Origin of the sequence: Streptomyces sp. NPDC059564 (genome assembly GCF_042735575.1) — a bacterium.
Lineage (GTDB): Bacteria > Actinomycetota > Actinomycetes > Streptomycetales > Streptomycetaceae > Streptomyces.
Genome location: NZ_JBHWBP010000085.1, coordinates 21,544 through 26,836 on the forward strand (window position 1 = coordinate 21,544; position 5,293 = coordinate 26,836).

5 protein-coding genes are annotated in these 5,293 nt (G+C 77.0%); 3 read left to right on the forward strand and 2 right to left on the reverse strand.

The window, feature by feature from the left end; translation table 11 throughout:
* The first annotated feature begins 222 nt into the window (after positions 1–222).
* Positions 223–1,479 (forward strand): glycosyltransferase 87 family protein, encoded by a 1,257-nt coding sequence (locus ACFV0Q_RS17135; RefSeq protein WP_385006038.1) that lies wholly within the window; start codon positions 223–225, stop codon positions 1,477–1,479.
* A 48-nt stretch (positions 1,480–1,527) separates the two neighbouring features.
* Here ACFV0Q_RS17135 and ACFV0Q_RS17140 read toward each other — a convergent pair whose 3' ends face one another.
* Positions 1,528–2,190: a response regulator gene (locus ACFV0Q_RS17140; RefSeq protein ID WP_385006040.1), complete on the reverse strand. Its 663-nt coding sequence runs from the start codon at positions 2,188–2,190 to the stop codon at positions 1,528–1,530.
* Complete coding sequence (locus ACFV0Q_RS17145; RefSeq protein ID WP_385006042.1) at positions 2,178–3,482, reverse strand: sensor histidine kinase; 1,305 nt, start codon at positions 3,480–3,482, stop codon at positions 2,178–2,180. The genes ACFV0Q_RS17140 and ACFV0Q_RS17145 overlap by 13 nt, the downstream gene beginning before the upstream one ends.
* A 53-nt stretch (positions 3,483–3,535) precedes the next feature.
* Here ACFV0Q_RS17145 and ACFV0Q_RS17150 point away from each other — a divergent pair, with 53 nt between their 5' ends.
* Both ACFV0Q_RS17150 and ACFV0Q_RS17155 read left to right on the forward strand, forming a co-directional pair.
* Entirely contained in the window at positions 3,536–4,456 is a 921-nt protein-coding gene (locus ACFV0Q_RS17150) for a helix-turn-helix transcriptional regulator (RefSeq protein ID WP_385006044.1), read from the forward strand.
* Entirely contained in the window at positions 4,453–5,016 is a 564-nt protein-coding gene (locus ACFV0Q_RS17155) for a DinB family protein (RefSeq protein ID WP_385006045.1), read from the forward strand. Before ACFV0Q_RS17150 ends, ACFV0Q_RS17155 begins: the two co-directional genes overlap by 4 nt.
* The last annotated feature ends 277 nt before the right edge of the window (positions 5,017–5,293 follow it).

Consider the following 5,293-nt stretch of genomic DNA (forward strand, 5'->3'; position numbering starts at 1 on the left):
AGGGGGAGCACGTGGCGGCGGCCGGGGGCGTGTGGGCGCTCACCGGGTCGCGGGGGGCCCCAATAATTTTCGCGTCGCGGCTGGCGCGCCCCGCCCGGGGTGCGCGCCCCTTCGGCGTGCGCGGGGCCGGTGCCGAATGAGGGCCGGGGTAGGGAAAACCCCACCACGAAGGCTCCGCCTGGGCGTGCAGACCCGAGGGGGCCGCGCGGCTGGAATGGGTCCATGACCCCCTCCACCCGCCCCCTCCCGTTCGGGGCCGCCCGCCTCCTCCCCGTCTCCCGCACCGGCCGGTGGACCGCCGGGTGGCTGCTCGCGGCCGCCTGGGCGCTGTCGTTCCCGCTGTTCTCCCCGCTCGGCCCGCACCGGCTGTGGGGGTGGTGCGCGGCCGCCGGGTACCTGGCCGCCGCCGGGGCCACCCTCCTCGGCCGCCGCCGCGCCGCGCTCGGCGCGGCCCTGCTGGGCGCCGTGGCCGTGCCGCTGCTGTACCTGGTCCTCACCGGCCAGGGCCAGTCCGAGGTCGGGGTGATCGAACGTTCCGGGCGGCTCCTGCTGGAGTCCGGGCGGCTCTACGTGGACCAGCCCGCCGGGGTCGAGGAGTACACCCCCTACCTGCCGGGCATGGCCCTCCTCGGCCTCCCGCGCGCCCTGCTGGGCGGCGGCGACGGCTGGGCGGTCCAGCTGCTAGGCGACGCCCGGATCTGGTGCGCGGCGGCCCTGTTCGCCGCCCTCTGGGCCGGCCGCCGGATGCTCGGCGGGCCCCCCTCGCCGCTGCTCCCGGTGCTGGTGGCTTCGCCGGTGGTGGCCCTTCCGCTGGCGGTGAGCGGGGTGGACCTGCCGCTGGCGGGCCTGTGCTGCCTGGCGCTCGCGGCGGCGGTGTCGGGCCGCCCGGCGGTGGCGGGGGCGGCGCTCGCGGCGGCGTGCGCCCTGAAGTGGACCGCCCTGCCCGCGGTGGCGGTGGTCCTCGCGGTCCTCGGGGCCTGCCGGGGCGCCCGGGCCGCCGGGCGCTGCGCGGCGGTGGCGGCGCCGGTCACGGCCGTACTGGTGCTGCCCGGGGTCCTGCTCCAGCCGGCGGAGCTGTGGCGGCAGGTGTTCGCCTTCCCGACGGGCCGGGCGGACGTGCCGACCCCGGCGAGCAGCCCCCTGCCGGGCCACCTGCTGGCGGGACTCGGCTCGTGGGGCTGGTACCTGACGGTGGCCCTGCTGGCGCTGGGCGGCCTGGGCGTCGGGGTCTCCCTGCTGGTGTGCCCCCCGCGCACGGTGGTGGCCGCCGCCGACCGCCTCGCCCTCGGCCTGACCCTGGCCTTCCTGCTGGCCCCGGCGGGCCGCTTCGGCTACCTGGCCCTGCCCGTGCTGCTGGTGCTGTGGGCCCGCTCGACCGTACCGGCCCGGGCGGGTCTGGGCGCCGGCCCGCGGCCGGGGGCGTCCCGGATCGTGGCCCGTTCGGCTACCGGGAGCCACCGCCCGGCACCCTCCCGGTAGCCGGCCGGCCCGGGCGGGCGCGCTCGGGGTCCGGCTCCGGGTCCCGGCTCAGGGGGTGTCGGTGCCGCGGAGGTGGGCCAGGACGGCCAGGACGCGGCGGTTGCCCTCCGTCGGGTCCAGGTCCAGCTTCATGAAGATGCTGGACGCGTGCTTGACGACGGAGGCCTCGGTGATGAACAGCCGGGCCGCCAGGGCCTGGTTGTTGAGCCCCTCGGCCATCAGCGCCAGCACCTCGCGCTCGCGCGGGGTCAGGCGGGCCAGCGGCCGGTCCCGCCCGTCCCGGGGCGCGAGCAGTATCCGCACCACCTCGGGGTCGATGACCGTCTGGCCCCCGTGGACCCGTTCCAGGGCGTCGAGGAACTCGGTCACCTCTCCGACCCGGTCCTTGAGCAGGTAGCCCAGCCCGGCCGCCGGACCGCCGCCGAACAGCTGGGCCGCGTACGCCGTGGCCACGTACTGGGAGAGCACCAGGACCGGCAGCGAGGGGTCGTGGGAGCGCAGTTCGAGTGCGGCCCGCAGTCCCTCGTCGCGCAGGCCGGGCGGCATGCGTACGTCGGTGACGACCACGTCCGGCCGCTCGGCCGCCACCGCCCGCAGCAGCGCGGGCGCGTCGCCGACGGCGGCGAGGACCCGGTGGCCGCCGAGGGTCAGCAGTTCCGTCAGCCCGGCGCGCAGCAGCACGGAGTCCTCGGCGAGGATCACCCGGAGCACGGCACCTCCACGCGCAGTTCCGTCGGTCCGCCCACCGGACTGGTCACCGTCAGCCTGCCCCGCAACATCGCCACCCTGTCCGCGAGCCCCGCCAGGCCCGCCCCCGCGCCGGGATCGGCCCCGCCGCGGCCGTCGTCGCTGATGGTGAGGGTGAGCCGGTCACCCTCGACCCTACCGGCCACTCCGACGTGCGAGGCACCGCTGTGCTTGGCGGCGTTGGCGAGGGCCTCGGTGACGGTGAAGTAGGCGGTGGTCTCCACCGGTTCGGGCAGCCGGGGCAGGTGGGCCAGGTCCACCGTCACCGGCACGGGATGGCGCAGCGCCACCTCGGCAACGGCCGCCGCGAGCCCGTGGTCGGTCAGCACCTGCGGATGGATCCCCCGTACGAGGTCCCGCAGTTGCTCCAGCGCCAGCTTCGCCTCGCCGCGCCCCCGGGCGACCAGCGCCGCGGCGCCGGCCGCCTCCGGGATCCCGCGCAGCCGCATCTCGGCCAGGCCCAGGGTCATGCTGAGGGCGACCAGCTGCTGCTGGGCCCCGTCGTGCAGGTCCCGTTCGATGCGCCGCCGTTCGGCTTCGAAGGCCTCCACCAGGCGCACCCGCGACCGGGTGAGCTCCAGGACCCGGCCGTCCTCCTCGCGCGGTCCGAGCAGCAGCCGGGCCGTCTTCACCTGGGCCCCGGCGATCAGCGCTCCCGCGTACGCCGCCAGCACCAGCCCCGCCAGCCCGACGGCCGTGCCGCCCAGGGCCTCCAGCGGGCCCGCCACCGCCCGGCCGGGTATCAGCATCACCGGTTCCGGGGCGAGCGCCCACACGACGGCCGGGGAGGCGACGAGGATCAGCGAGAACGCCACCAGGGCCACCACCCCGAAACCGGCCGCGCCGAAGCCCGCCCCGAGCAGCGCGGCGTACCCGAACTCCCGCCAGGTGGCGCGCTCCCGCAGCCGGGTCCGCAGCCAGGCGGCCGCGCCGGCCCCGGCGAGCGAGGTGTGCGGATCGGCGACCGGCGCGGGCTCGACCCACCGCAGCCGGCGCCGCTCCAGCTCCGCGAGCGGCACCGCGCCGGCCACGGCGGCGAGCAGCAGCAAGAGGCCGACCCCGGCGACGGCCAGCAGCACCCCGAGGCCGGTGAGCAGCACCAGCGCGACCAGCACCGGGTAGCCGAGGAGGAACCCGCTGCCCAGGTACGCCCAGCACCGCCACGGCCACCACGACCCGAGGAACCGCAGGGGCCGCCGCACCACCCCCCACACGGCCACCGGAGGAACGAGGGGGGAGGCGGCGGAATCGGACATGCGCTCCAGCGTAGGCGCCTCCCGGCGTACGGCGGCCGCTCTAGGATCGGAGCATGACGCAGACGAGCACCAAGACCGAACTCGGCGACTTCCTGCGTTCCCGCCGCGCCCGGATCCGGCCCGAGGAAGCAGGCCTGACCATCTTCGGCGGCCGCCGCCGGGTGCCGGGGCTGCGCCGCGAGGAGGCCGCCCAGCTCGCAGGGGTCAGCGTGGACTACTACACGCGCTTCGAGCAGGGCCGCGCCGAGAACGTATCCGACGCCGTCCTCGGCGCCGTGGCCACCGCCCTGCGGCTGGACGCCACCGAGACCGCGCACCTGACCCGGCTCGTACGCAACGCCGGGCGCGCGGGCCCGCGCGGCGCGGCGGCGGACGCGGCCCGGGACGGCGAGGCGCAGCAGGTCCGGCCGGGGCTGCGCCGGCTGCTGGAGTCCATGCCCGAGACCCCGGCCTTCGTGGTCGGCCGGCGCACCGACGTCCTCGCCTGGAACCCGCTGGGCGCCGCCCTCCTCACGGACTTCGGCGCCCTGCCGCCCGAGCGGCGCAACAAGGCCCGGCTGGTGTTCCTGGACCCCGACGTGCGCGGCCGGTACGTGAACTGGGAGACCAAGGCCCGGGACCTGGTCGCCTACCTCCGCTACGACCTCGCACGGCACCCGCACGACGCCCGGTTCGCCGCCCTGATCGAGGAACTGGCCGAGCGCAGCCCGGAGTTCGGGCCGTTGTGGGAGGAGCAGGAGGTGGCCGAGAAGACGCACGGCGGGTACCACCTGCGCCACCCGCTGGTCGGCGAGTTCACCCTCACCTACGAGAGCCTGCGGCTGCCCGACGACCCCGACCAGATCCTGATCGCCTACACGGCGGAGGCCGGCTCTCCCTCGGAGGCCGCGCTACGGGTCCTCGCGGCGGCCACGGCCGAGGGCGCGGGCGCTGCGGCCCGGGGACAGCGCCAGCGGCAGGGCGGACGCCGATGACGGTCGAGGAGGTGGCCGAGGGCCGCAGGGCCGAGATCTTCGCGGGCCCGCCGCCCGACCGCCGGTTCACCGGCGACGCGACCGGCGGCGAGCGCCGCATGCTCCTCGACTTCCTCGGGGACCAGCGCGCGACCCTGCGGATGAAGTGCGCCGGGCTGGACGGGGAACTGGCCCTGCGGGCCGTGGAGCCCTCCACCCTGTCGCTGCTGGGCCTGGTCCGCCACCTCGCCGACGTGGAGCGGCGCTGGTTCCGCCAGGTCCTGGCCGGCCGGGAAGCCCCGCCCCGGTTCAGCTCGCCCGACGACGCGGACGGGGACTTCGACGGCGCGCTGTCCGGCTCCGGGGCCGTCGCGGAGGCCTGGGACGCCTGGCACACCGAGGTGGCCTTCGCCGAGCGCTTCGCCGAGGACGCCCCGGACCTCGACGTCCGGGGGACGGACGAGTGGCGCGGGACGGTGTCCCTGCGCTGGGTGCTCATCCACATGGTCGAGGAGTACGCCCGCCACAACGGGCACGCCGACCTGCTCCGCGAGCGCATCGACGGCGCCCGGGGCATGTAGCCGGGGCGGTGGCCGTCCGGCCGGGCGGGGCCCCGGCCCCCGGCCCCCGGCCCCCGGCCACCCGGCCGCCGTCCGTCCGGCCGTGCCGCCGGACGGCCGTACGAAGTCCGCCCTCGTACAAGGATCTTGACCTGTCTGCCGCGTGTCGAACCGGCGCCTTGATCGTTTCTTCAGCCGTAACCCTCATATCGGCTGCCGAATCGGGAGGAGCGCGGTGACGGCTTGGCAGTACTTCGCCGGGGCGGGTCTGGTGGCGGCACTCTGCCCGCTGCACGGC